This is a genomic window from Halodesulfovibrio sp. (assembly GCF_015482765.1).
Classification (GTDB): Bacteria; Desulfobacterota; Desulfovibrionia; order Desulfovibrionales; family Desulfovibrionaceae; genus Halodesulfovibrio.
In genome coordinates this window covers 83,834-107,302 of the sequence record NZ_JADMLB010000050.1, presented here as the reverse complement: position 1 = coordinate 107,302, position 23,469 = coordinate 83,834, and the positions used below count along the sequence as shown (strand labels likewise).

At 45.0% G+C, this 23,469-nt stretch carries 17 protein-coding genes and 1 riboswitch; of the genes, 6 read left to right on the top strand and 11 right to left on the bottom strand.

Features of this window, described 5'->3' with window-relative positions:
* Positions 1 to 2: 2 nt before the first annotated feature.
* On the top strand, positions 3 to 2,021 hold the full coding sequence (locus QZY95_RS08035) for a methyl-accepting chemotaxis protein (RefSeq protein WP_290921822.1): 2,019 nt from the start codon (positions 3 to 5) through the stop codon (positions 2,019 to 2,021).
* An 88-nt stretch (positions 2,022 to 2,109) separates the two neighbouring features.
* Here the strand turns inward: QZY95_RS08035 and QZY95_RS08030 are convergent, their stop codons facing one another.
* The 6 genes from QZY95_RS08030 to QZY95_RS08005 all read right to left on the bottom strand — a co-directional run bounded on the left by QZY95_RS08030 (position 2,110) and on the right by QZY95_RS08005 (position 8,558).
* Positions 2,110 to 2,508: a hypothetical protein gene (locus QZY95_RS08030; RefSeq protein WP_290921819.1), complete on the bottom strand. Its 399-nt coding sequence runs from the start codon at positions 2,506 to 2,508 to the stop codon at positions 2,110 to 2,112.
* A gap of 492 nt (positions 2,509 to 3,000) precedes the next feature.
* A riboswitch (glycine riboswitch) is annotated at positions 3,001 to 3,097 on the bottom strand.
* A 299-nt stretch (positions 3,098 to 3,396) separates the two neighbouring features.
* Positions 3,397 to 4,521 (bottom strand): tRNA guanosine(34) transglycosylase Tgt, encoded by a 1,125-nt coding sequence (tgt, locus tag QZY95_RS08025; protein WP_290921816.1) that lies wholly within the window; start codon positions 4,519 to 4,521, stop codon positions 3,397 to 3,399.
* A 149-nt stretch (positions 4,522 to 4,670) separates the two neighbouring features.
* Entirely contained in the window at positions 4,671 to 5,594 is a 924-nt protein-coding gene (locus tag QZY95_RS08020) for a stomatin-like protein (protein WP_290921813.1), read from the bottom strand.
* A gap of 1 nt (position 5,595) precedes the next feature.
* A complete protein-coding gene (locus tag QZY95_RS08015; protein ID WP_290921810.1) occupies positions 5,596 to 6,054 on the bottom strand; it encodes an NfeD family protein in 459 nt (152 codons plus the stop codon).
* Between the two features lie 275 nt (positions 6,055 to 6,329).
* Positions 6,330 to 7,022, bottom strand: coding sequence for a hypothetical protein (locus QZY95_RS08010; protein ID WP_290921808.1), 693 nt, complete (start codon positions 7,020 to 7,022; stop codon positions 6,330 to 6,332).
* A 267-nt stretch (positions 7,023 to 7,289) separates the two neighbouring features.
* The gene (locus QZY95_RS08005) at positions 7,290 to 8,558 is read right to left on the bottom strand and encodes a BPL-N domain-containing protein (protein WP_290921806.1); all 1,269 of its coding nucleotides are present in this window, start codon (positions 8,556 to 8,558) and stop codon (positions 7,290 to 7,292) included.
* Between the two features lie 263 nt (positions 8,559 to 8,821).
* Here QZY95_RS08005 and QZY95_RS08000 point away from each other — a divergent pair, with 263 nt between their 5' ends.
* From QZY95_RS08000 to QZY95_RS07990, 3 genes are all read left to right on the top strand, one after another.
* A complete protein-coding gene (locus tag QZY95_RS08000; protein WP_290921803.1) occupies positions 8,822 to 11,470 on the top strand; it encodes a valine--tRNA ligase in 2,649 nt (882 codons plus the stop codon).
* A gap of 348 nt (positions 11,471 to 11,818) precedes the next feature.
* Complete coding sequence (gene cobA / locus QZY95_RS07995) at positions 11,819 to 13,324, top strand: uroporphyrinogen-III C-methyltransferase (RefSeq protein WP_290921971.1); 1,506 nt, start codon at positions 11,819 to 11,821, stop codon at positions 13,322 to 13,324.
* Between the two features lie 358 nt (positions 13,325 to 13,682).
* Positions 13,683 to 14,636, top strand: a complete 954-nt coding sequence (locus tag QZY95_RS07990; RefSeq protein WP_290921800.1) for a UDP-glucuronic acid decarboxylase family protein — start codon at positions 13,683 to 13,685, stop codon at positions 14,634 to 14,636.
* Between the two features lie 389 nt (positions 14,637 to 15,025).
* Here the strand turns inward: QZY95_RS07990 and epsC are convergent, their stop codons facing one another.
* From epsC to QZY95_RS07965, 5 genes are all read right to left on the bottom strand, one after another.
* Entirely contained in the window at positions 15,026 to 15,976 is a 951-nt protein-coding gene (epsC, locus tag QZY95_RS07985; protein WP_290921797.1) for a serine O-acetyltransferase EpsC, read from the bottom strand.
* A 21-nt stretch (positions 15,977 to 15,997) separates the two neighbouring features.
* Positions 15,998 to 16,927: a cysteine synthase A gene (cysK, locus tag QZY95_RS07980; protein WP_290921793.1), complete on the bottom strand. Its 930-nt coding sequence runs from the start codon at positions 16,925 to 16,927 to the stop codon at positions 15,998 to 16,000.
* 85 nt (positions 16,928 to 17,012) lie between these two features.
* Positions 17,013 to 18,206 carry a cysteine desulfurase NifS gene (gene nifS, locus QZY95_RS07975; protein WP_290921790.1) on the bottom strand — a complete coding sequence of 398 codons (1,194 nt, stop codon included), beginning with the start codon at positions 18,204 to 18,206 and terminating at the stop codon, positions 17,013 to 17,015.
* Positions 18,203 to 19,051 (bottom strand): Fe-S cluster assembly protein NifU, encoded by an 849-nt coding sequence (gene nifU / locus QZY95_RS07970; protein ID WP_290921787.1) that lies wholly within the window; start codon positions 19,049 to 19,051, stop codon positions 18,203 to 18,205. Before nifU ends, nifS begins: the two co-directional genes overlap by 4 nt.
* A gap of 212 nt (positions 19,052 to 19,263) precedes the next feature.
* Positions 19,264 to 20,220, bottom strand: coding sequence for an HD domain-containing phosphohydrolase (locus QZY95_RS07965; protein WP_290921784.1), 957 nt, complete (start codon positions 20,218 to 20,220; stop codon positions 19,264 to 19,266).
* 1,550 nt (positions 20,221 to 21,770) lie between these two features.
* Between QZY95_RS07965 and QZY95_RS07960 the strand changes: the two genes are divergently transcribed.
* On the top strand, positions 21,771 to 22,589 hold the full coding sequence (locus QZY95_RS07960; RefSeq protein WP_290921782.1) for an amino acid ABC transporter permease: 819 nt from the start codon (positions 21,771 to 21,773) through the stop codon (positions 22,587 to 22,589).
* Positions 22,590 to 22,618: 29 nt separating this feature from the next.
* Positions 22,619 to 23,446, top strand: a complete 828-nt coding sequence (locus tag QZY95_RS07955) for a transporter substrate-binding domain-containing protein (protein ID WP_290921780.1) — start codon at positions 22,619 to 22,621, stop codon at positions 23,444 to 23,446.
* Positions 23,447 to 23,469: the final 23 nt, after the last annotated feature.

Here is a 23,469-nt window from a genome sequence, read left to right as displayed (position 1 = left end):
TAATGGCAATACGAACTTCTTTAGGTGCTAAGATCACGGTCTTGATCACTGTTATTTCGTTTGTTGTGTTTTCTGTGCTTATCGGCACGTCTACATTCCTTCAGCGTAAGGGAATGTTAGAACAGATGAGTGGAGCTTTGACGCAGACGTCTCAGCTTGTACAGGAAGCTATCGAACGTCCTATGGTTGTCGGGGATGATGAAGGGACGACAGAAGAATTTGTTCGTCTTGGACGAGAATATCCTGATATGACAATTCACCTTGCAGACTTTGCCGGTGAGGTGACTTATTCAACAAAAGATGCGGCTGTTGATAAACAAATTGCCGGTCTTTTACCTATTGACGGATTCGCGGATGTTTCCCGCAAGGCTCTTAAGCAGCCGACAAAAGAGAATCTGATAGTAAGCGGTGGCGACAGCCCCGTTTTCGTCCGCGTTATCTCTATTCCTAACGCTCCTTCCTGTAAGCACTGTCATGGTGCATCCAAGCCCATTTTGGGGCAGTTGGTTATAACAAAAGACATCTCAGGTACCATGGGTACCATTGCCGTACAGATGTATGAGAATATAGCCATATCTTTCGTTGGATTACTTGCTCTTATTTTAAGTGTTGTTTTCTTTATCCGTAAGGTTGTTATTAAGCCTATTGAGCAGATTACCGCTTCTTCCGATGCTATTAGCAATGGCGATTTCAATGCGCATTTCCTAGTAGACAGTGAAGATGAGCTTGGAAACTTATCCCAGAATCTTGGGGCAATGGTAGAAAAGCTCAAGATTGAACTTGGGTTCTCCAAGGGTGTGTTGCGGGGAATGACTGCTCCTATTTTGATTTGTGATACTGACCGTAAGGTGACGTCCACAAACCAGCAGGCTATTGATCTTATGGGCATTGCCGGAACACCTATTGATTACAAGGGAGTTCCTGTTTCAGATTTTGTTGTGAATGACCCTTGTTGTGACCGGATCATTAGCGATGTAATGACGTCACATAAGCCTTCTACAGGTAATGAGGGTGTTCTTGAAAACTTCGCCGGTGAGCAGCTTACGCTCATATTTGATGCCGCGCCTATCTATGATCTGGATGGAAAAATGCTTGGTGTGTTTGTTATGATTACAGACATGACCACAATGCGCAGGCAGCAGCGCCGAGTTGAAGAGCAGAATGATAAGATTACACAAGCCGCGCAGTCTGCCAAAGCTATTTCTGAGCAGGTGTCTTCTGCTTCCGAAGAGCTGGCTGCACAGATTCGTCAATCCAGTAATGGTGCGGATGAGCAGCAGAAGCTGACAGGCGAGTCTGCAAGTGCAATGACGCAGATGAACGCCTCTGTTCTTGAAGTTGCCCGCAACGCATCTGATGCTGCTGAACTGGCTGCTTCAACACAGGAAAAAGCTGCTGAAGGCGGCAAGGTCGTTGATCAGGCTGTGGATAAGATTCATGCTGTTGCTGAACAGGCTCAGGCTTTGAAAGATGAAATGAATGTGCTTGGTACCCGTGCAGATGGTATCGGCCAGATTATTACTGTTATTGAAGATATTGCAGACCAGACCAACCTGCTTGCGTTGAATGCGGCTATTGAAGCTGCCCGTGCAGGTGATGCGGGTCGAGGTTTTGCTGTGGTTGCCGATGAAGTGCGTAAACTTGCAGAAAAAACAATGAATGCCACCCGCGAAGTTGTTGAGTATGTAGGCGCAATTCAAACAAGCACTAAGCAGAATGTTGAAGCGACAGAACGGGCTGTTGATTTGGTAAGTGATTCAACCGAGCTTGCAACTCGTTCCGGTGAAGCCTTAAAGGCAATTATGGGGATGGTTGAGGCTACTGCGGATCAGGTTCGGGCAATTGCCACTGCTTCTGAAGAGCAGTCTGCTGCCAGTGAACAGATTAACAGCTCTGTGACGGTTATCAGCGATATCTCCGAGCAGACGGCTGTTGCAATGACAGAGTCAACGACAGCTGTTGAAGCTGTTGCTCAGTTAGCACAGGATTTGAACGGAATAATAGAAAATATGCGTTCATAGCCTGTAATGAGTCGTGAGCAGATGTTGCGGATTCTGCAGACTTGAAAATTCAAAAAGGGTGGAGCAAAGGCTCCACCCTTTTTTTGTACTAAATAGACTTAGTCGGCAGAGGTCTTGCCATCGGCTGTTTGAAGGAGGAGCTGCCTTTTTGTGCGTTGAGTAATGCTTGAAAAGCATTATCCCGTTTGGCTGCTCTATGTATAAATTCATCAGCGATTTTGGTAGGGCCGTTGCATTCATTTACAAGGTAATGTTGCAGGTGTTCGGCTTCCGAAAAACTGAGTGCGCCGTGCAGAGTGCGTCGGTTCGGGTAGTTGATGTGGAATGTAGATGATAGAATGAATTTTCCGATTGAAGTTTTGTACAGCTTCAGTTCCCACCAGTTTGGTGTTACGCCCATTAACTCCCTGTCATCAAGGCTCACCAGCAATTCACCTGTAAATACAAGATTTTCTTTGCCATTTCTTTTTAGGGAAACTGTCTTCATAGTAAGCTCCTGTGAAGATAACCTTCTTATATTTGTTGTGCAGGTAACGGCAGAAAAAAGTAAATAAAAACACTACTAATAGCTTCAGCTAATGCCATAAAAAAAAGAGGACTATGACAGTGTAGTGCGTTTTTTATGCAGGTGTAGCAATGATAATGTTCCCGTAAGAACATTCTGCCGAATATTGATGGAGCGTGTATGGCGGGGAAATGAAGAAAATATGAAAGAAAAAAGGCGGATGTTATAAAAATGCAGATGCGCCGGAACTAAAAGCTCCGGCGCATCGCAACCACAACAACAAACCAGTCAGGAGGGGAATCTATATTCCCCTATATATGTATCGCACAAAGGCGATTACAAACGTAATCAATTGCTCCCAGTTTGCTGACTTTTGATGTGTAGACACAAAAAAAGCCCGCTAAGCGGTGCCTTAATGGAAACGGTGCGACTGGAAAGAAGGAAAGAGGACGGCAAAACGCAATATTGGTTTTATGGGTCCACTCTGTCCTTTTACCTGAGAGTTTCACTGCACTGGGAAAGCAGTTTGCTCCTTCGGTGCTCCTTGCGGAGTCTCTCCAGAGGCTCGTCCGAGCAGCAGTCCTTTTGCCTGAAAGAGTTACATCTTCGGCGCCGTTTCTTTTTTTGGGGAAAAAAAGGCGGTCTCTCCTGCTACCTTCAACCGAGATCCATATGTTGAGGCAGATTCCTGTTTATCGTGAGCAGATATAAAACGCAACAGAAAATACACCGCAAGGGTTGAATTTCCTTAATTGGTTATCAAAAAAAACAGTTTTTACATATATGAATAAAAAAGCGCTCTGCTTTAGAAAAGCAGAGCGCTGTATAAACAACGTGTTTGCAGTGAAACTGCAACGCTATGTGCGGTACCTATACAACTTCGTTAGGGTAAATTGCTTCGTATGATTTTTTGTATTCAGCAAATTTGCCTTCACGAATTGCCTTGCGTGCTCCGCGAACAGTGTCGAGGAAGTACGTGAGGTTGTGAATTGAGTTCAGGCGGAAAGAAAGCAGTTCTTTTGCCTGATACAAGTGACGAAGATACGCACGGGAGAAGTTACGGCAAGTGTAACAGTTACAGTTCGGATCCAGAGGGCCGTCGTCTTCTGCGTATTCTTTACGTTTAATGCTGATTTTGCCTAATGAGGTGTAGAGTGTGCCGTTACGTGCGTTACGTGTCGGCAGTACACAGTCAAACATATCAATACCGGCATTAATACCGTTGATGATATCAAGAGGTGTTCCTACGCCCATAAGGTAGCGCGGTTTGTCTTTTGGAAGCAAAGGAGCAGAGTGATATAAAATTTCCATCATCTTTTCTTTGCTTTCACCGACAGACAGGCCGCCTAATGCAAAGCCGTCAAAGTCTTCAGAGGTGAGCTGTGCGATGGAACGCTCACGCAGGTCTTTATGGAAACCGCCCTGAGTAATAGCAAAGAGAAGGTTATCTCCTGCGCCTCTAGGGTATTCTTCACGACAGCGTTTAGCCCATCTTGTGGTCATTTCCAATGAACGGGCGGTGTAAGCTTTGTCTGCACCGAAGCCAACGCACTCATCCAGCACCATCATGATATCAGAGTTCAGGTTACGCTGAATCTGAATAACTTTTTCCGGTGTGAAAAGGTGTTTGGAGCCATCGAGGTGAGAGCGGAAGGTTACGCCTTCTTCTTTGATTTTTCGTAAATCACTGAGGCTGAAAACTTGAAATCCGCCACTGTCTGTGAGGATAGGTTTGTTCCATGAGTTGAACTTCTGCAAGCCGCCACGGCGTGCAACAAGATCGTCTCCTGGACGAAGGTAAAGGTGGTAGGTGTTGCCGAGAATGATCTCAGCGCCGATATCGTTCAAGTCGTCAGGAGCAATGCCCTTAACGCTGCCTACCGTGCCCACAGGCATAAAGATAGGCGTCTGCACTACGCCATGCGCAGTTTGCAGCTCGCCTGTACGGGCAGCTCCGTCCGTTGCGTGTAATGTAAATTCTCCGATGTTTGCCATGGCGGCACTATACGCATGAGCACTCGCAAAGTCATCACAAAACGTGCAACAAAAAAGTGTGTATATTTAGTAATGTAGGTGTTTGAAATAAAAAAGCTGCCTCTGAATTACTTCGGAGGCAGCTTTTATAAAACAATCGTTTTGAAATGTTATTTATTTAACTTTACGTTGCTCAGAATTTCCGTAGCAGAAGCAACCATACCACCGACGTTTGCCATGTCAGCAGGAACGATCATAGTGTTTGATTTTTCAGCCATTTTGCCGAATTCGGTAATGAACTGTTCAGCTACTTTCAGTTTTGCAGCATCTGCGCCGCCAGGAGCTGCCATTGCTTCAGCAATAAGGTTGATACCTTTTGCTGTAGCGTCAGCAATAAGGAGAATTTCTTCTGCCTGACCAGCTGCTTCGTTAATTTTTTTCTGTTTTTCACCTTCAGAAAGCTCAATTGCTTCCTGTTTGTAGCCTTCTGCGCGGTTGATGCGGGACTGTCTGTCACCTTCAGAGCTTGCGATTTCAGCACGTTTTTCACGCTCTGCTTTCATCTGCTGTTCCATTGCAGCCATTACGCTTTCCGGCGGGGTGATGTCCTGAATTTCGTAACGCATTACTTTGATGCCCCATTCACGAGCAGCTTCATCTACAGCGCCGACAACAGCAGCGTTGATGCTTTCACGCTCTTCAAAGGTTTTATCAAGGCTGATTTTACCGATTGCGGAACGAAGAGAGGTCTGTGCAAGCTGGCTTGCGGCGAGGTAGTAGTCGTTTACGCCGTAGCATGACTTCATAACATCCTGAACCTGAATGTAGAGAACGCCGTCAATTTCAACAACAACGTTATCGCTGGTAATACATGACTGTGACTCAATACCGAGGATTTCTTCTTTTGTGGAGCGACGGTACGCAATTTTATCAACAAAAGGGATGAGGATGTGAAGACCTGCATCCAGAGTTTTGGAATATTTACCCAGACGTTCAACAACGTAAGCGCTTTTTTGAGGAACAACGACCGCAGTTTTAATCAGTGTAATGAAAACAAGCGCGGCAATAACAATAGTAGTAATGAGACTGGTCATATTAATCCTTTTTTACAATGAATGTATTAGGGTCAGATTTTTTTCTGGCAATAATCGTAACAGTGGCTTCTGAGGGAATATCTTCCTCTGCTTCGGCATTCCAGAATGTACCCTGATATTTAATGCGCCCGCCTGCTGAGGTTGAGACTGGCTCAGTTACAGTGGCAGTAGCGTTAATTGCAGCATCGACAAAAGCTTCCTTATCAGCAGTATCCTGACTGAAGAGGCGCGGCATCTTTTTGCGTAAGAGTACGAGAAGAGCTACGGATGAACAGAAAAATGTAATAACTTGGATTGTCGGGGAAAAATCAAGCAGGGCAGCACAGCCGGCAAGCAGCGCTCCGGCTGAAAAGAAGATTACGATGAAGGTGGTGCTGAACATTTCCGCAAGAAAGAGTGCGACTGCTAAGGCAAACCAACCCAACCAAAAAAAATTGACATCAAGTTCTAAATTAAACACTGAAGATTTCTCCATGGTGGAAGCTATATATCTTTTTGTATATGATTACGGGTAGGTATCATTCAGGAAGTATGGAGTAAATGGAAAATGTCTTTTGAAAATTACAAAAAAGCACAAAAAATGCACAAAAAAAGAGCATGTGTTACGAAAAACACATGCTCTTTTTTTAGCAGACATTTTTTTGCAAGGAGTAATGACGTTACTAGGATGAAAGCGGTTTATTTATTGTTTATGTAATAGGAAATAATGTTTTCTTTTGAGTGCGTATCTTTTGATTACCAATCACGATAACGGACATGTGTGTCCATTACTGCGTATCGAACATTGTCACCTATTGTGGAAAGAATTTGTTCAAGAGCCACGAGGAACGGCAGCCCGTTTTCTGCTTCCCCGATATCTGTAAGGTGCATGTCTGGCATAATGATACTGAAGTTCGCCTTTTGTGGTTTCGGCATTGAACCGCTGACAGACGGCGTGACGATATGAACATTTTTGATGATGTATCTATTACCGATTACCTTGGCGTAGTTGATATCCTTACTTGGGTTTGGAGGAAACACTGCCGGTTCCGGAAGCTTTGTGCGTAAGTTGTTCAAGAGCAATTCGTAGTTGTTTTCTTTGTGTCGTGTAATGTACGCAATATCCATGGATTTTATTGTCATGTTGTTAATGACAATAACTCCGGTGCCAATAGAGGAAGGGAGGATATCCACATCAATTGCGCCTATCTGTATGCAGTGTCCACGGGGAAACCCCGTAGGGTTTGCCAAGTAGACATTATGAATTGACCCGTATCCCGACAGGGTAGACAGTTTGGCATCTTCAAGCTGGACTTTAGAGCCCATAACTTTAGGCCCGATGTAATGCACTGTTTTTTTAAGGATAGGGTTGATTGAAACAGTCGTATATGAGCTGATCCCCAAAGAAATTATTCCCGCGAGCAGCAGTAATAAGAATATCTTTTTCATGAAAAGAAACTCCTTGCCAAGTGTGTGTCGATCTCAACAGTTACGATAAAATCGCTGAACTTTTGCAGCAAGGATTAAAGAAAAGAATACTGTGTCTACTAAAGTGGTGTTGGCTACACTTCCTAACTGTTTGAACGGGTTGCATACATATTGTGTACTGTAGTGCATAAAAAAGCCCATACTATTGAATGGTTACAATAGTATGGGCAGTGTTGCTATTTTTTGCGTTGCGTTCTGTGTATTGTCTTTTTGAGTCGTACTATAGCGTTATGCTTGTGTAGTGTGGGGGAGCAGTGAATACACAAGGGTATCTAATGTTTGGAGAAGTTCAAGGTATACTCCTCCACTTGCCATTGGTGGCCCGAAAAGTGCGGCACGTTGGTTGCGTAACGATTCCGTGGAAACAGTTTCCGGAAAAGTTTTGGAAAGAGTCATGGCAAGGCGTTCAGCAAGCAGGTAGCCTTTTACCCCTTCGTAGAAAAGAGAAAGGTTGTGCATGAACTCGTCTGAGACGGAGTGCCAGTATTCTTCCGCCGCCGGAGTAGGTTTCATGGATACGGCAGAGCAGAGCCCGTTGTACAGGTTGTTTAAGTTGGCACCCGGAATACCGGCGCGCCAGCCGATGAGCCATGAATTTCTTTCAAAGAAAAGACAATGGTTCTTGCCAATTGTCACAATATCATCAAATATCCCTTTTGCTTCCAGCAACTTTTCATCTGTCCACTGAGGAGGTTCTGTTGCTGGGTGCCAATCGGTAACTAATGTCTGTTTTGCGCTGACATTGCCGTCGGTAAGTGTGGATATTATATGAGCAAGCCATGCATTGGCATCTGGAGAGTTTGGTGTTTCCAGATGTGTGTAGCTGAGCACGTATCGCCCTTCACCGAATTTTCCGGTAAGAATGCAAGGCTGCCCGTTGAGAAATTCTGGACGCAGCTTGATGTCGTAGAGTGCTTCCCACTCGTTAAACGTGCCTGGAGGTAGTGTATTCAGCGGGAGATCGGCGATCCAGAAATCGCTCCCCGGTGTGGCATAGCTTGCTAAAATTTCTACATCAGTATTTTCTTTTGGAGAAAAACGTGCAGGCCACCAGACTGGCAGTGCCGGTGTGTCTGAAAAGTCTTCTGGAATAAGGTCTGCCGCATGGGAGAGGTTTGCACCGATAGATGAATGAAGATGACCGCTGACAAAATGCTGGAGGCGGTTGGTAAATTTTGCGCGTTCCCATGGGCAAAGATTCAGCCCGTTTTTGCCGGTAAGCCCAAGCCCTGCTCCTCCGCAGAACCCTAAGTACTTACCGCCATTGGCAACATATTTACGTATTTCTTCAATTCCCTTAGAGCCAAGGGCGTCTGCTTTAAGTCGGGCATTGCCGCCAGGGGTAAGAAGTAAGTCTGGTGGGTTGCAAGAAAGCAATCCCTGCGCTATTTCTTCTCCCCGCACAATGCAATATGGAAGTTTCATGGCTTCCAGTGCCCGCCAGACGAGAAGACCCCAAAGGTGAGACTCGTCCCATAATATATAGATGCTTGACATTGTCCTTCCGCTAATTAATCTGACTTTTTTGCAGTCGTGGAAGCGCACTTTACCAAGCGAGGGCAGCGAGTGCAAATAATTACAAGACTAACTTGAAAAAGGGCAGTCCGTAAGCGCAAACTGTGGTGATGTACTCTTTGCAAACAGGATTGTCCTGAAACGTCTGTGATGACGCGCGTATGCAACGCGGAATCCGACGGATATATATGATACCATATCAGGCTGTATTTGCCTGAATACAATAACGAATCTGGAGTAGCAGTATGGCGGAAAACGCTCTTTCTAAGGGGTATGAATCTCAAACAGTTGAAGAACAGTGGCGAAAGCACTGGGAAGATAACAACGTGTTCACACCGGATATGGATGCCGAAGGTGATGCATATTCTATTGTCATTCCGCCACCGAACGTCACTGGTGCTCTGCACATGGGACATGCTCTTAACCTTACTTTGCAGGACATCCTTTGTCGTTACCAGCGTCAGAAAGGAAAAAAAGTTCTGTGGGTGCCGGGTACCGACCATGCAGGTATTGCTACTCAGAACGTTGTAGAGCGTAAGCTTGCAACTGAAGGACTTGGTCGTCATGACCTTGGCCGTGAAAAATTTGTTGAGCGTGTATGGGAATGGCGTGATGAATACGGCAGCCGTATTCTTAATCAGGTTCGTAAAATGGGTGCTTCCGTTGACTGGACCCGTGAACGCTTCACCATGGACGAAGGTCTTTCCAAAGCTGTTCGTAAAGTTTTTGTTGAACTTCATGAACAGGATCTTATCTACAAAGGTGACTACATCATTAACTGGTGTCCTCGCTGTCACACCGCGCTTGCTGATGACGAAGTAGATCACGCGAATGAGCCGGGTGCATTGCACTACATTAAATACCCGCTCGCAGACGGTTCCGGTGAGCTTATCATCGCGACTACCCGTCCTGAAACCATGCTCGCTGATACCGCGATTGCTGTTAACCCTGATGATGACCGCTTCAGTCATCTCATCGGTAAAAAAGCAATTCTTCCGCTTGTTGGTCGTGAACTCGACATCATCGGTGACCGTTACGTAGATATCGAATTCGGTACAGGTTGTCTTAAAGTTACCCCTGCGCATGACCACAATGACTGGGAACTCGGTCGTAAGCATGGTCTTGAGGTAATGAACATCCTGAACGAAGATGGTACCCTTAATGACGACACCGGTGAATACGCAGGTCTGACCTGTGTTGAAGCTCGTGTAAAAATTCTTGAAGCACTGAAAGCAGAAGGCTTCCTCGATCGTATTGAAGAACACGAGCACAGTGTAGGTCACTGTTACCGTTGTAAAACAATCGTTGAGCCGTTTGTATCCACTCAGTGGTTTGTAGCTATGACTAAGCTTGCTCCGCGTGCTCGTGCAGCAGTGCCTGAGCTTACTCAGATCTTCCCTGAGTCATGGATTAAGACTTACAACCACTGGCTTGATAACATCCGCGACTGGTGTATTTCCCGTCAGATCTGGTGGGGACACCGTATTCCGGCGTGGACTTGTCAGGATTGCGGCGAGCTGATTGTTGCTGCTGAAGATCCAACTACCTGTAAGTGTGGTTCAACCAACCTTGTTCAGGACGAAGATGTTCTGGATACCTGGTTCTCTTCTGCACTCTGGCCGTTCTCTACCATGGGCTGGCCTGAGAAAACAAAAGAGCTGGATACGTTCTACCCTACCTCTGTACTCGTTACAGGCTTTGACATCCTCTTCTTCTGGGTTGCCCGTATGATGATGATGGGTCTGCACTTTATGGATGAAGTTCCATTCCATCACGTGTACATCCACGCACTTGTTCGTGACGAACAGGGCAAGAAGATGTCTAAATCAACAGGTAACGTAATTGACCCTGTTGAAATGATCGACAAGTACGGTTGTGACTCCCTGCGCTTTACTCTGACTTCATTCGCAGCAATGGGTCGTGACATTAAATTGTCTGAGCAGCGCATCGACGGTTACCGTAACTTCTGTAACAAAATTTGGAACGCCGCTCGTTTCGCTCTCATGAACCTGCCGGAAGAAAAGCCTAAGACTTTTGCTTTCGAAGAAATTGACGGCGTACATCATCGCTGGATTCTTTCCCGTCTTGAATCTGTGAAGAAAGATATGGATCAGGCTATCACTAGCTACCATTTCAACGAATCTGCTCAGATCATGTACAAGTTCATTTGGAACGAATTCTGTGACTGGTACCTCGAACTCATCAAACCTGACATGCGTGCAGGCGGCGAACGTGCAGAAAAAGCACAGTTTGTTCTCTGGACAGTGCTTCAGGAAATGATGGTTATTCTTCACCCGATCATGCCGTTCATTACCGCACAGGTATGGAGTGTATTGCCGGGTATTGAAAACAAAGATATTGCAACCGAACTGTATCCAGAAATGCGTCCTGCGTGTGAAAGTGCAGACGCTGAAGCTGCAATGAGCCTCATTCAGGAAACAATTGTTGCTGTACGTACCATCAAAGCTGAACTGAACGTTGCACCGCAGACTCGTCTCAATGTGCTTATCCGTACTGCTTCTGATGAAGCAAAAGCACTGTACGAAGATGCAATGGAAGTTATGCAGGCACTCGCACGCCTCAGCGGTGTAGAGCTTGGTGCTGATGTAGAAGCACCGAAAGCATCTGCTTCCAGCGTTGTTCAGGGTAACGAAGTTATTGTACCTCTCGAAGGTCTTGTTAACTTTGAAGACGAACTTGCCCGACTCGACAAAGAGCTCGGTAAAGTTGAAAAAGATCTCAAACAGGCTTCCGGTAAGCTGCGTAACGAAAGCTTCGTTAACAATGCTCCGGCTGCTATCGTTGAAAAAGAAAAAGCTCGCGCTGCTGAACTTGCAGATACACAGCAGAAACTGCTTAAGCTTCAGAAGCGTCTTGTTGACGCAATGGGCTAATTAGTCCGTTTACGCGACGCGTTCATACGTGATGAAGTTGTGAGATACGGCTGCTTGCGGCATGTTGTCTCCGACAGGCAGAAGAAACTGATTTTTTCTGCACCCCGCTTGTGATTCCATCGGGCGTTGGCGGCTACAACGCCTTGAAGGAGTCGAATTCAGCGGGACTATGGTCACCTTGGATAACCGAGGGTAGGTGGAGCTTCATGGCTGAGTCGGGATTTCCTTATCAGCTGTGTGCTTTCAAAATTGCCATACGGATGTTGAACAGCATCTTCATCAAGTGACATAAAGTTAGTATCAGGGAACCGGAGGCAACTCCGGTTCCTGATTATTACCGGAGGAATGATGAAAGTTTACCTTATCGGTGCTGGCCCGGGCGATCCCGGCCTGCTGACAATTAAAGGCCGTGATATTCTGAGCACAGCAGACGTTATCGTTTACGATTACCTCGCGAACGCAGAATTTCTTTCTTACGCAAAACCTGAAGCCGAAGTTATTTACGTAGGCAAAAAAGGTGGCGATCACACATTAAGTCAGGAAGGCATCAACAAGCTCATCGTTGATAAAGCGAAAGAGGGCAAGTCTGTTGCTCGCCTGAAAGGTGGCGATCCGTACATGTTCGGTCGTGGCGGCGAAGAGGCTCAGGAACTTCTTGCTGCGGGCGTTCCGTTTGAAGAAGTACCGGGTATTACATCCGCTATCGCAGGCCCTGCATATGCAGGTATCCCGTTGACTCACCGTGATTTTGCGTCCTCCGTTTCCTTTATTACAGGTCACGAGAATCCAGATAAGCCTGGTTCTTCTCATAACTGGAAATCTCTTGCTACAGGAACATCTACTCTTGTGTTCTTTATGGGCATGAAGAACCTTCCACATATTTCCAAGCAGCTTATTGAAAACGGTATGGACCCTGATACTCCGGCAGCACTCGTGCACTGGGGTACAACAGCTAAGCACCGTTCTATGACTGCAACCATTGCTACATTGCCTGAAGAAGGCGTGAAGCAGGGCTTTACTTCTCCTTCTCTTATTGTCGTTGGTCATGTTGTTACACTTCGTGACGAACTGAACTGGTTTGAACAGCTTCCACTGCGCGGTAAAGGCGTTGTGGTAACTCGTGCACGTGAGCAGGCAAGCGGTATGGCAAGATCTCTTACCAAGCTTGGTGCAAACGTTATTCAGTTCCCGACTATCAAAATTGATGAGCTTGAAGATTACAGCAATGTTCATGCAGCAATTAAGTCCCTTAACGAATACGAGTGGGTTATCTTCACTTCCGTTAACGGTGTAAAGCATTTCTGGAACCAGCTTGCAGCACTTGGACTTGATACTCGTGCTCTCGGTGCAAATAAAGTGGCAGCTATCGGCCCTGCAACCGCAGAAATCCTGCGTGAAAAAGGTATTGAGCCTAACTTTATTCCTGAAAAGTATGTTGCTGAAGGCGTTGTAAAAGGTCTTATTGAGCGCGGCATGGACGGCAGCAAAATTTTGCTTCCACGTGCTAAAGTTGCTCGTGAGATTTTACCGGAAGAGCTTCGCAAAGCTGGTGCACAGGTTGATATTCTTCCTGTATACGAAACAAAGCCTGCGGGTGAGCAGCGTGAAGAAGTGCTTGAACTCATCAAAAATGGTGACCTTTCCTGCGTAACCTTCGGTTCTTCTTCTACAGTTGAAAACTTCTTTGATCTTGTTTCTCCGGATCTTATCAAAGAGCACCGTGACAAGGTAAAACTTGCTTCAATCGGTCCGATTACCTCTAAAACTCTTGAGCAGTTTGGCTTTACTCCGGACATTGAGCCGGAAGATTACACCATTCCTGCACTTGTAGATCAGCTTGTAGAAAAGCTGTAGGGGTGCCTCCGGCGGGCAGGCTTCGCCTTGCATCCACAAGGGGCATGCCCCTTGACCCTTTTAACGCGTAGCACAACCGTTATGTATGGTGTTGGGAGTCGCGAAGAAGGCTGTCTTTGCTTAGAAATAGAAAGGCTGTTCCATATATTGGGACAGCCTTTTTTTGTGGGTAATTGTTAGAGGGAAGGGGAGTAACATGAAGCACCTCTGATGGCGCTTGATGAGGGAGGATAATGATGCGTGGGCGAGAAATCGTCGTGCTGAGAACGTGTAAATTATCAAAGAATAAAAAGGGATAACCCACTACTCTGAGTAGCTGAAATCATGATGTAATGACGTATGCTAGCGAGGGTTGAACGTGACATTTACACCGAAGAAGAGAGTGCTGGTTACCGGCGGTGCTGGATTTCTGGGAGCACATTTATGCAAGCGGCTGTTGGAAAAGCAGTGCGAGGTTGTATGTGTAGATAATTTCTTTACCGGAACGAAAGAGAACATTGTTCATTTGTTGGAAGACCCATATTTTGAATTACTTCGGCACGACATTACCTTTCCTTTGTATGTTGAAGTAGATGAGATTTACAATCTGGCGTGCCCTGCCTCTCCTGTGCATTATCAATATGATCCTGTTCAGACTGTGAAAACAAGTGTGCATGGTTCAATCAATATGTTGGGGTTGGCAAAGCGTACAGGAGCCAAAATTTTTCAGGCTTCCACTTCTGAGGTTTATGGTGATCCGGAAGTTCATCCCCAGACGGAAGAATATTGGGGCAAGGTGAATCCAAGAGGTGTGCGTTCCTGCTACGATGAAGGGAAGCGCTGCGCCGAAACGTTGTTCTTTGATTATCAGCGGCAATATAATGTGCGTATTAAAGTTGCCCGCTTGTTCAACACGTACGGCCCGCAAATGCATCCGAATGACGGTCGTGTTGTCTCGAATTTTATTATTCAAGCATTGCGAGAAGAACCGGTGACCATCTATGGTGATGGCACGCAGACTCGGTCCTTTTGCTTTGTAGATGACCTTGTTGAGGGAATGGTACGGTTGATGGACAGAACAGCGGACGACTTTGGGGGCCCTGTAAATTTAGGTAATCCGCATGAAATAACTATTAGAGAGTTAGCGGAAACGATTATCTCACTTACTAATTCCAGATCTGTTCTGAAGTTTAAGCCTCTTCCTCATGATGATCCTAGGCAACGTATGCCGGACATAGGGTTGGCGCGGGAAAAACTACATTGGTCACCCGCAACCTCATTAGAGGAAGGATTGAAAAAAACAATCGAGTACTTTGCCAAAAAGAAAGAATAGGCTGATATCTTATTTTTCGGGCGTTCCAGTGGAAAACATTTTCTTACCACGCAAGTTGTTTTGACTCCCATACAAAATAAACCACCTGCGCCTGAGACTAGAAATCATACTTACTCATAGAAAAAAAGCGCCTGTTGCTTGCGATTTTCATATCGTAACCAACAGGCGTTTTTTATAATTTGTCAAAAGAACCGTAATACATTTGAGCTTAGAACAGCTTTTTTACATCAGCTCCAGCCAAGAAATACTATTGCTGAGCGTAACTCCTTCAGTGTCCCCTTTATAAGTTTTTAGAAGGGGGTCTGGGGGAGACTTTTTTGCAAAAAAGTTTCCGCCCAGCCGCCGGAGGCAACAATAAAAAAGAGCTGCTCCGCAAGAGCTACCTGCTTCTATGACTTTTCGCCCACAAGCTTTTCTTCTTTCTTCGGCTTAGTGGAGCGTGACTGAATAACTTTGGAGTTCGGATCAACATCGTGGGTTATCCAGACGTTACCACCAATCATGGTGTCGTGACCGATAGTGATGCGTCCAAGTACTGTCGCGCCAGCGTAAACCGTAACGTTGTCTTCAAGGACAGGGTGACGGAGATTTCCTTTCACCAGTAAGCCGTCATTGTCTTTAGGGAAGGACAACGCGCCGAGGGTTACCCCCTGATAGAGACGACAGCCTTTGCCGATGATGCAGGTTTCGCCGATTACGACACCGGTACCGTGGTCAATGAAGAACTCTTCATCAATCTGCGCACCCGGATGGATGTCGATACCAGTATTTGAATGCGCCATTTCACTGATAATACGAGGGATAATAGGAACCTCGAGATTGTACAGCTCATGTGCGATACGATGGTGTATCATTGCCGTGATGGAAGGGTAGCAGAAGATTGTTTCACCGGGAGTTTTTGCTGCCGGATCGCCTTCGAATGCAGCCTTTACATCTGATGCAAGGAGTCTGCGCAGTTTCGGGAGCGATTGGATGAATTTCATGGCAGTTGCACGGGAATGATCTTCGCAATCTTTGCATTCGTCAGCAAACTCAGCGCAAATGAAACAGCCGCCGCGTTTAATCTGTTCTGCGAGGATTCTGTAAATAGAATCGAGGTTTGCAGACAGATGGTAGCGCATGGATTCAAGGCGTACGGTTTTATCTCCGAAATAGCCCGGGAAAAGAGCTGCCTTAAGGCGCTCTACCAGTTCAAGCAATGCCTCTGTAGAAGGCATCGGTGCATCGTGTTTGGAACGATGATATACCGCAGCGTAAGATTCTGGAGCGCAGAGCTCTTCAACGACGTTGTCGAGTTCTGTCATATTGTGCTGCTCCAGTTCGGCGTGTTTACGTTGCATGTGGTCTCCCTTGCGAGTTTGCTAGTCAGCTTCTGTAAAAAGCGGGGTTGAAAGGTAGCGTTCAGCTGTATCACAAATTATGAATACAATACGCTTTCCTTTATTCTCTGGTCGTTTTGCTATCTGTAATGCAGCATATGCATTGGCACCTGAAGAGATACCGCACATGATGCCTTCTTCTTTCATGAGGCGACGGGCTGTTGTCAGTGCATCTTCGTTTGTAACACGTACAATTTCATCAATGACGCTTCTGTCGAGTACGTCAGGAACAAAGCCTGCTCCGATGCCTTGAATTGCATGCGGTGCCGGTTCTCCGCCTGAGAGCACAGGGGAAGCATCCGGTTCAACAGCAATGCATGTAATTTTCGGATTATGTTTTTTTAACACGGAACCGACGCCGGTAATTGTGCCGCCTGTGCCTACACCGGCAACAAAGATATCTATTTTGCCATCTGTGTCAGCAAGGATTTCTTTTGCAGTGGTTTTGCGGTGGATTTCCGGATTTGCTTTGTTTGCAAATTGGCGCAGGTGAATAGCGTTTGGATTTTCATCTGTGATGCGATTGGCTTCTTCAACCGCACCTTTCATTCCTTTTGCGGCAGGTGTGAGAACAAGCTCTGCCCCGAATCCTTTTAGCAGGTCACGGCGTTCCTGACTCATGGATTCCGGCATGGTCAGAATAAGCGGGAACCCTTTTACTGCGCAAGTAAAAGCAATACCGATACCGGTGTTTCCGCTTGTTGCTTCGACAAATACGGTGTCTTTATTGGTTACACCGGAGTCAATTGCAGCTTGAACCATGTTGTAGCCAATACGGTCTTTAACAGAAGAACATGGGTTCTGGGACTCAAGTTTACCTATAACCTCAGCCTCGACACCTTCTGCCATACGGTTGATACGTACCAGTGGTGTTTTCCCGATCAGATCGATCATTGAGTCTGCTATGTTCATGTTACTACCTCGTTAGGTGAAAAAAAAGGGTCGGACTAACGATATGTGTTGTCCGACCCTGAAGTATGTATCTTAGGGCCTGTTATTAACAAGAACAAGGGCGGGTAGGAGCTTCTACACTGTCATCATCTTTGTATGGTGAAATTTCACGCAGACGTTTGATGATTGGCGGAAGCTCTTTCAGTACAACCTTGATTTCGTCGTCACTGTTAAAGCGGGAAAGAGAGAAACGGATGGAACCGTGCGCGAAGGTAAACGGCACGCCCATTGCGCGAAGCACATGGGATGGTTCCAGACTGCCGGATGTGCATGCAGAACCGGAGCTTGCAGCAATGCCGAAGCCGTCCATCATGAGCAGGATTGCTTCACCTTCAACATGTTTGAAGGAGATGTTGGTGGTGTTTGGCAGTCTGCTTTCTGTATCACCATTGATAATGGCTTCAGGGATTGATTTGAGAAGACCTTTTTCAAGGACATCACGCATGTGTTTAACACCGGTGTTCTCAATTTCCATGTTTATCTGTGCAAGTTCTGCCGCTTTGCCGAGACCGACGATAGAAGCAGTGTTTTCAGTACCTGCACGGCGACCGTGCTCCTGATGACCGCCGCGAAGATGTGGGCGGAACGATACGCCTTTGCGTACGTAAAGAGCACCGATGCCTTTAGGGCCGTGAATTTTGTGGCCGGAAAGGGACAGGTAGTCGACAGGAAATTCCTGAAGGTTGATTTCGATTTTACCGACAGCCTGCACTGCGTCTGTGTGCATCATGACACCGCGGTCTTTTACAATCTCGGCGATTTCCTGCATTGGGAACATCACGCCGGTTTCGCTGTTTGCGTACATGATTGTAACAAGAGCTGTGTCCGGACGAATTGCGTTGCGAAGTTCATCAAGGTCAAGCTGACCTTTTGTATCTACATTAAGGTAGGTAACTTCGTAACCACGCTGTTCGAGGTGACGGCACACATTAAGAATAGCAGGGTGTTCTACACGGGTAGTGATAAGGTGCTTTTTACCCGGCTGGGCTTCCAGCGCAGAGTAAATTGCAGTGTTGTCACTTTCTGTACCGCCGGCTGTGAAAATAATTTCATCAGGCTGTGCATTCAAAAGTGAAGCAAGACGGTGCCGTGCTTTAGCAATATGTGAACTTACCTGACCACCAAAGTTATGCATGCTGGAAGGGTTGCCGTAGTAATCTGTGAGAAACGGCATCATCTCATCAAGCACTTCTGGATCAATTTTAGTGGTCGCGTTGTTATCTAAATAGATTGTTGTCACTGCGATACCTCCACAACGGTGAGTTCAGGTTCAACCTGTTCCTGCAGAGCTTTTTCTACAACGTTTTTGAGAGTCAGCTGGCTGGAAGGGCAACTGGTACACATACCGCGAAGCGCAACTTTTACAACGTGCCCATCAATATCGATAAGCTCGACATCGCCGCCGTCCTGTTTCAGGCGGGGACGAACTTCCTCGTTAAGCACTTTCATAACAAGCTGCATACGCTCGATGTTAGAAAGACGAGGGCGAGCCGGTGCTTCAGGTACCTCGCATGCTGCAACTTTACCGGTTGCTTCATCAATAAGGCGCTGAATGTCATCAACACATTTACCGCAACCGCCACCGGCTTTGGTGTAATGAGTTACTTCTTCTACTGTGGTCAGACCGTTTTCAGATACGGCACGCAGGATTTGTTCGTCTGTAACGCCGAAGCAGTGACAAATGATGTTTCCTTCGTGTTCGTGAACTTCAACAGGCTCACCACGGTAGGTTTTTATCGCGACTTCTAAAGCTTCCTGTCCCATAACGGAACAGTGCATTTTTTCTTCTGGAAGACCGCCGAGGTAATCAGCGATTTCTTTGTTTGTGATTTTTTCTGCTTCCTCAAGAGTTTTGCCTTTAAGCAGTTCTGTCAAAGCAGAGGAGGAAGCGATAGCGCTGGCGCATCCGAAGGTTTGGAATGTGGCGTCAACGATACGGTCATTATCATCTATCTTAAGGAAGAGTTTAAGAGCATCACCACAAGCAAGGCTTCCCACCTCGCCAACAGCGCTGGCATCTTTCATCTCACCCACGTTTTTTGGATTCAGGAAGTGCTCGCGCACTTTATCGGTATATTCCCACATTACAAGTATCCTCCGGATTCAGTTCAAAAGTATTGTGAGCGCATCTTGGAGTATAGTAATGCGAAAGGGGTTAGGGAAGGGGGCAAGCGCATTTTTTTTTACGATGTTTTATGAAAAACAGATGTTGAACCTGTTTTCATCAAATATTCTTCGGTAATTTTAAGAATATATGAGTAGAAACAAAATACGGACTATTTTTTTTGTACTTATGATTAAATTACTCCGTTTCCACTCAAAATTTCAATAAATCGTCTGAACACGTTCATATCAATTTGTGTGGCCATCTCTTCTTTCATAATACGCAGAGTTTTGAAGGCATCTGTTCCTTCAGAATAAGGACGGGTTGACCGGATGGCATCATATATGTCCGCTATGGTTACGGCGCGAACCGGAAGCGGAATATCCGGATCTTTAAGGCCGCAGGGATATCCGGAGCCATCAAGCTTTTCATGATGGAAAAGAATGCAGTTAAGAGCATCTTGTGAAAGAGGAAGGCGGGCACAAAGTCCTGCACCGTGAACAGGGTGCGTGTTTATGTGCTGACGTTCTACGTTTGTGAGTTGTCCCGGTTTACTCAGTATGGATTCTGGTATTTTTCGTTTGCCTATATCGTGCAAAATTGCACCAAGGCCGAACTGAACCATATCCCGTTCTGCAAAAGAGTATGTTTGCAGGATGAGCTGGGAGTATACAAAAACATGGAGTGAATGTGAGTACGTTTGGTAGTCATGAGCAATGATGGAGCCCATGGTTTGAAGGGAGTTTTCAAGGGTAAGGAAGCTTACGCCTTTTGTTACGAATTCAAAGACTCTGTTGAACTCGCCTCTGTCTATACCCGGAGGAAGTTCTTCCGTGAAAATATCTTCTACTATCTCTAGAGAGGTCTCGTAAAAGAGTTGCGCTCTGGAAGGTCTTGGAATGCTTTCGTCGAGAAGGGCTTCACCTAGGTGAGCCGTCATGTGGTTTAAATATTCTGGTCGTTGATCGTGCCTGATATAGACAAACTTTCTTCCGCTGTTGAGCAGGATTCGCTCGTGATGCTCTGTAAAGCTGTCACCGGCTTTTGCGTAGAGCGCGAATGAATCATCACTGCGGATATAGATGTCGTAGTTCCCACGGGTCGAACGCAAGACCAGTGATGGCAGGACGGGGAAAAAGTCGTGCGACATTTCCTCTTGAAGAGGGGCTTGGGGAACAGCTTGTGTCATTGCCTGATGTAGCCTGTAAGGTTGTAAGCACACGTTACAGACGTAGAATGTATTTGCTTGGGAAAGCAAAGTACAAAAAAACTATTACGGTGAATAAGGGGAATTTATTCCATGCGTAAAAGTCTGTAACTGAATGTTCATGTGCTTAAGTTAGAACACCCTCACCAATGCAGATACAATACTTCTCTGTTTAGCAGTGTACAGTTTGTATTCAATACAGCTGGGGAAGAGTATTGAGTACTCGTATTGCATCTTGCAGCGAGTATTACCTATTTGTGATTCTTTGCATCAAGACAAAGAATTATTCTAACATTTTTAAAAGATTTTCAAATTAGTTAAGATTGTATGAAAATGTTAATTAAAAAAAAGTTGCAAAATGAAGAATTGAGCAACCAATCATGTGTGTTGAAAGCATATACACTTTTCGTGAGTGTATTGTTTTTTTTTAATTACAATTCGTACAAAAATTAAATTACAAAAGAGTGACTGCATGTTGCGCTATCTTTAGTAGTTTGTCCATGACGAATTTTGAGCACTATACAAAGATAGTATCGTTGTTTAAATATTTTACTATAGTTTTTTCTGAAGAAAAAATCAGTACTTCGACTTCTGGGGTGTTTAACAATACTTAAGAGATTTTACACAGAGGAAATGCAGCATTTCACATTCTTATTGTATAGAAGTGTACTATTTTTTGGTTGTTTTGTATGAAAAACCAATAGTTACTTATAACTAATAATGTTTTTTTGTGTGGAGAAAAGTAATTAGTGCGTTGCGGTTGGTGTATAAATTTTCGTAGCGACACTTGTTTTTTACTTTTTTGTATAAAGTGCGTTTGGTTAAAAGAGTGTTCTTTTTTTAATACGGCACAATGTTCATTTTAGCAGAGTTTTTTATATGAAAAGCAGTACTGGCATTGAGGAAATATTTTTTTATTACAGGGAAAGTAAAAGAATCATGCTGAGTAATTTTTGTTATTCTAATCTTATGATATAAAAAGATTATTTTATTTTTTATGATTAGTCTAGAAACAACGACTGAAGATTATTTCTTTTATTTCTAACGGGACGTTGAAGGCTTCAACCTGCCCAATCTAGATGGGGCTTTTTGATTCAGTTTTTTTGGGTGAAAAGTAAATCAATTTGCGTATGTCAGCTTGATGAAAAGCTGATAGTAGTTTTGTACTATGTTGGCTTTAGTCTGGAATAGCGGGCATAGGCGCCATCGGGAGTGCTTGAATCGCAAGGCTGCCGTTTGATCATTTCATCATTCAGTTTGGTATTTGAATATGAATGAATAATTATAACTGGCCGTTGAAAGATAGAGTCAGGCTTTTTGAAATATGATCACACGTATCTATTATGCTTTTTTTGTTTTTTTATAATTCGATACAATAACAGTTTGAGACTGTACAAAATGAAAGGGCACATTATTTATATGTGCAATATGTTTACTTTTTAGTATCAGTGCCTTGTTGTCGTTCATTTTTTGGTGGAGAAAAACCTTCTAGCATGCAGCATATTTTTCGCAAAATTATTCATTATATTCATCCTGATACCCGTGTATTTGCTGTCGATTTGGCAATGTATTTTGCTGTAATGTCGGTGCTTGTATGGAGTATTTTCTCCGGTGCCGAGGCATCCGGTTACAACTGGCAGTGGAACAGAGTTCCACGCTATGTTTTTACGTATTCTGACGGAGTGTTTCAGGCTGGTCCTCTTTTAACCGGACTCGGAGTCACACTCGAAATTGCCTGCTACTCTATGGTGCTGGCTTTTGCTTTCGGGTTGATTGCCGTTTTGTTTCGATTTTCAAGGTCAATAGTTGCTCGCTATGTGGCTCTCTTCTATGTTGAACTTATCCGCAATACGCCGCTTATGCTTCAGGTGCTCATTATGTACTTTGTTATTGCACCGGTTTTGGAAATGGAGCGTTTTCTTTCTGCGGTATTAGCGCTGGCGTTGTTCGAAGGGGCGTATATAGCGGAAATATTCCGTGCGGGGATTAACTCTGTGCCTAAAGGGCAGTGGGAAGCTGCTGAAAGTGTCGGGCTGAGCAAATTTCATATTTATAGACTCATTGTGTTACCGCAAGCGATTCGCGCTACGCTGCCTCCTTTGACTGGACAGGCTGTCTCTTTGGTTAAAGATTCAGCATTGGTTTCTGTTATTGCTATTTATGATTTGACCATGCAGGGGCAGGCAATCATTTCTGAAACCTATCTCACATTCGAAATTTGGTTTATAGTGGCGCTTATTTATTTATTGATTACAGTGAGTTTGTCTTTTGTAGTGCATTTCCTTGAGAAGAAATATTCCTACGTTTTGTAAGAACATGTTCAAGAAAACAGGAGGATTCCGTGGGTAGAGTGATCTTGAAGTCTGTTGTTGTGTTAGCCCTTGTTGTGGCGTTTTGTGTTCCGGCTTCTGCACAGAATGTGATGTCGGAGCTGAACAAAGAAAGCGTTATGACAAAAGTTATTGAAAGAAATAAGCTGAGGGTTGGTTTTTCAACATTCGTACCTTGGGCAATGAAAGATAAAAACGGTGAATTTGTCGGCTTTGAAATCGATGTAATGAAAGAGCTGGCAAAAGATCTCGGTGTTGAAATTGAATTTGTTCCTACCACATGGTCAGGCATTATCCCTGCGCTGCTTTCTAACAAGTTTGATGTAATCATCGGCGGTATGTCTGTAACACCTCAACGTAACTTGAAAGTGAATTTTTCAGAGGCATATGACTACACCGGTATCGGTATGCTTGCTTCTTTGAAAAAAGGCGGCGACATCAAAACGCTTGAAGATGTAAATAAAGAAGGTGTTATTGTTGTTGCCCGTATTGGATCTACCCCTGCAGCGGCAGCAAAAAAATATTTCCCAAAAGCGGATGTTCGTCTTTTTGAAAAAGAGACACAGTGCGTTCAGGAACTGATGACAGGACGCGCAACCGTTATGCTTGCTAGTGCTCCGCTTCCTGCTTTTAAAGCGTATGAATTCCCTAAAAAGCTGTTCGTACCTGTAAAAGGGACATTTACGAAAGAACCTATCGCGTTTGCTATTCGCAAAGGTGATCCTGATACCTTGAATGTGCTGAATAACTGGATTCGTATTAAACATGATTCCGGCTGGCTGAAAGCACGTAAAGATTACTGGTTCGAAGGTAAGCAGTGGGAGTCCATGCTTAAATAGACGGCTTTGGTGTTCCTGCGCGA

Excerpts from the sequence above, each read along its gene's own strand:
- cobA (WP_290921971.1), top strand. The coding sequence starts at position 11,819 with ATGAAAGTTTACCTTATCGGTGCTGGCCCGGGCGATCCCGGCCTGCTG.
- QZY95_RS08020 (WP_290921813.1), bottom strand. The coding sequence starts at position 5,594 with ATGACCAGTCTCATTACTACTATTGTTATTGCCGCGCTTGTTTTCATT.
- QZY95_RS08035 (WP_290921822.1), top strand. The coding sequence starts at position 3 with ATGGCAATACGAACTTCTTTAGGTGCTAAGATCACGGTCTTGATCACT.
- cysK (WP_290921793.1), bottom strand. The coding sequence starts at position 16,927 with ATGAACATAGCAGACTCAATGATCGATCTGATCGGGAAAACACCACTG.
- QZY95_RS08005 (WP_290921806.1), bottom strand. The coding sequence starts at position 8,558 with ATGTCAAGCATCTATATATTATGGGACGAGTCTCACCTTTGGGGTCTT.
- epsC (WP_290921797.1), bottom strand. The coding sequence starts at position 15,976 with ATGCAACGTAAACACGCCGAACTGGAGCAGCACAATATGACAGAACTC.
- nifU (WP_290921787.1), bottom strand. The coding sequence starts at position 19,051 with ATGTGGGAATATACCGATAAAGTGCGCGAGCACTTCCTGAATCCAAAA.
- QZY95_RS07960 (WP_290921782.1), top strand. The coding sequence starts at position 21,771 with ATGCAGCATATTTTTCGCAAAATTATTCATTATATTCATCCTGATACC.
- QZY95_RS08010 (WP_290921808.1), bottom strand. The coding sequence starts at position 7,022 with ATGAAAAAGATATTCTTATTACTGCTGCTCGCGGGAATAATTTCTTTG.
- QZY95_RS07965 (WP_290921784.1), bottom strand. The coding sequence starts at position 20,220 with ATGTCGCACGACTTTTTCCCCGTCCTGCCATCACTGGTCTTGCGTTCG.
- QZY95_RS08030 (WP_290921819.1), bottom strand. The coding sequence starts at position 2,508 with ATGAAGACAGTTTCCCTAAAAAGAAATGGCAAAGAAAATCTTGTATTT.
- tgt (WP_290921816.1), bottom strand. The coding sequence starts at position 4,521 with ATGGCAAACATCGGAGAATTTACATTACACGCAACGGACGGAGCTGCC.
- QZY95_RS08000 (WP_290921803.1), top strand. The coding sequence starts at position 8,822 with ATGGCGGAAAACGCTCTTTCTAAGGGGTATGAATCTCAAACAGTTGAA.